The organism is Flavobacterium sp. ACAM 123, assembly GCF_000264055.1.
Taxonomy (GTDB): domain Bacteria; phylum Bacteroidota; class Bacteroidia; order Flavobacteriales; family Flavobacteriaceae; genus Flavobacterium.
This window is the reverse complement of record NZ_AJXL01000193.1, coordinates 1-3,059: the sequence shown is the minus strand read 5'-3', so window position 1 is coordinate 3,059 and position 3,059 is coordinate 1. Positions and strand designations below refer to the sequence as shown.

Genomic DNA, 3,059 nt, shown 5'->3' with positions numbered 1-3,059 from the left:
TTTCATAAAAAATATTAGCAATTTGCATTTTTGAAATTTGACCTAATTATAAAAATCAATATATAACCTATTTAGTTTTTAATTTTAAAAACAAAGGAAACAAAGATTTCGATAGTTTTAAAATTCCCATTGTTTTTAATGTTTTTTTTATCATTAAACCTGTTTGGAAAGTATTAGAATTTTTAAGATCAGTCCATTTGTTTTTATACTCTCTATTTGATTTATAATATCTTGAAATTAGTAATAAAGAAAACTTCCGATATTCATCATAAGTTAATAAATTTTTAAAATAATCACAAGCTTCAATAAAATCAGGAAGCATATCTCTAGTGCTTTGCATACTCGCTGGATTTCTCCTATAGAAAGCCAAAGGTTTGTCAATAAAAATTACCGTGCAATTCGTTTTAAAAAGACTAACCCACATCACCCAATCTTCCTTAGCTTTTATGTGTTCTGGAAATTTAAAACCTTTAAAAAAAGAAACCTCAAACAAACCGCAATGAATTGGTATTGTAAAAACTTCTTCCCATTGATACAATACACTCTCAAAATTAAATAATTGTTCATAAATAGTACAATACGGAACTGTAGTATTTTGATGGTTTTCAACAAACATTCTAAAATTGGATATCACTATTGTAACACCACTATTTTCAGTAGCATTAAATTGCTCTAATGATAATTCTAACTTTGTCTTATCAATACAATCATCTGAATCTAAAAACTGAATAAAATCCCCTTTTGCCTTTTCTAGCCCTAGATTTCTAGCGCTACTTAAACCTCCATTTTCTTTATAATAATAGTTAAACCTATTGTCTTTTGCCGCCCATTTTTTAGCTACTTCTTCTGTATGATCGGGACTGCCGTCATTGACAATAATACATTCCCAATCAGTATAAGTTTGGTCTAAAACTGATTGCAAAGCCTCGTCCAAAAATTGGGCTTGGTTATAACAGGGGACGATGATGGAGACTAAAACATTATTTTCCATTTTTTAAGATACTTTTTTAATCTGTTTTTTACCATCACTTTAAGTAGCCTGAAATTTAATTGATTAATAAAAAAAACTTTGTTTTCACAAATCAAATGAGGAAAACTTTTTATGACATTGTCATATATCTCGTCCTTAATAACCTCAATATAATATACCGATTTTACTTTAAATCTAATTTTAAGCAAACAGTCTATCATTTTAAAACTGTTAATCATATCAATCACTTTTTGCTCTTGGTTGTGAGAACTCAAATTAGTATTATTTCCATATCTGTAATACCCGATAGCCTCAGCAGAAAAATAAATATTTTCTGTATTTACAAACAATCGTATCAAAAATTCAGTATCATCGTTCAAAGACATATATTCATTCCACCCCGCCGACTTTTCAATCAACTTTCGTTTTATTAAATAGCAATGTGGAGGGAAATATCCCATTGAATTGGCCAAAGCGGTCAAAAAGATTTCTGCTGAATCAAAAGACTGATAGGATTCTAAATTTTCTATCATTTTTATTTCGCCATCAATAGTCGAAAATCGTCCCCATCTACATGTGGCAATGGAATAATCCGAAGTACTATTCAAAATTGCAACTTGTTCTTGAAGTTTGTTTTCCGAAATCAAGTCATCTGAATCCAAATACTGAATATAACTGCCTTTTGAAATTTCGAATCCTATATTTCTGCAGGTACTTGCCGATTTTAATCTATCATCTGGTCTATGACAATACTGAATCCGGCTATCTTTTTCTATAAAACCTGCTAGAATGACGTCTGTATTATCTGTACTGCCATCATCAACTACTATACACTCCCAATTAGTGTAGGTTTGTGCCAAAACACTGTTGAGCGTATCACTTATTATGAGGCCACGATTGTAAGTAGGGATAATTATGGAAACTAATGGTAAATTCATTTAATAATACTTTTTAAAAACCTTCTGATGAGTTTTAACAAATGAAAAATAAAAAAATTATATAAATACATCACAAATAAAACTCTCCATTCTGATAAATATAATTTTCTAGTTTTTCTTATAGAAACTTCTGCTTGAAGCAATAACTTTAATCGTTGTTTGTGATTAAATAAATTTAACTTATGTTTTATTAAATCCATAAAAAAATTTGACTCTGCAATATTTTTTTTAAATACATTAGTAGTCATTCCTGATATGCTTTCATTGGAAACAGAAATCAAAACTAAAGCTTCATTAATTGATAAAATAGGCTTATTTTCAGCAAAATTTATCCACGCATAATCATCACTATGCCAAGCAAGGGGATAATTTTTAAAATTATACTTCAAATAACTTTCCCTTCTAAAAATATGTTCTGACAATGAACTCCTAGCTAAACCTAAATACCTACGGTAATAAAAATCTGTAGCCTTTTCAAATTTTTGATTTACAAAAATTTCAGAAACACTATTTGTCATTTTGTTTACAGACTGAGTAGCAAACTTAACTAGATTAATCCTGTTACTTTCTATCTCTGGCAAATTCCTGTAAAACTCTTCAACTACATTCTCTCCCAAACTATCATCATCCCCCAAAATCAGTAGCCATTCTTCACTTTCTGAAAGTGCGATACAACGACCCCACTGCCTAACCAAAGCCGTACCTCCAAGATTGTCTTCAAAGCGTTTATATACAAAATCAAATTTTCCTCGATACATTTCTAGTAAATCCGTTGGATCCTCTAGACTGCCATCATCACCAATATAAACTGTAAATCGCTTATCCTTCTGTGCATCTAATGACTTTAGGGTTTCTTCAAAAAAATTACGCTTGTAGTATGGGATTATGATTGCGAGCATTATATTAAAAATTCATTGGTAAAATTACGAATGACTTATTTTCCTTAACAATAGCAGATAATAAGTTAGTTTTTATTTGTATTTAACAACCCTAATTTATGCAATAATCGTTTCTTAAACATTCTAAAAAAGTATTGATGCACCTCTGAAGTAGGTCTTAATTTCAAAATTTTCAACCAATAAAAAAAAGCCTCTTTGGTATATCCACTTGCTAATAAAGTTTTACAAAATCGCTGTCCATTATCAAATTCT

At 29.6% G+C, this 3,059-nt stretch carries 4 protein-coding genes; all 4 read right to left on the bottom strand.

The features are described from left to right. Positions 1-67: 67 nt before the first annotated feature. Entirely contained in the window at positions 68-991 is a 924-nt protein-coding gene (locus tag A3SG_RS20435) for a glycosyltransferase family 2 protein (protein ID WP_016991392.1), read from the bottom strand. Further along, positions 973-1,908, bottom strand: coding sequence for a glycosyltransferase family 2 protein (locus tag A3SG_RS0118030; protein WP_016991391.1), 936 nt, complete (start codon positions 1,906-1,908; stop codon positions 973-975). Before A3SG_RS0118030 ends, A3SG_RS20435 begins: the two co-directional genes overlap by 19 nt. Beyond that, entirely contained in the window at positions 1,905-2,807 is a 903-nt protein-coding gene (locus A3SG_RS0118025) for a glycosyltransferase family A protein (protein ID WP_016991390.1), read from the bottom strand. Before A3SG_RS0118025 ends, A3SG_RS0118030 begins: the two co-directional genes overlap by 4 nt. Before the next feature lie 65 nt (positions 2,808-2,872). Then, on the bottom strand, positions 2,873-3,059 hold a 187-nt coding region (locus A3SG_RS22560; protein WP_035664673.1), incomplete at its 5' end, for a hypothetical protein.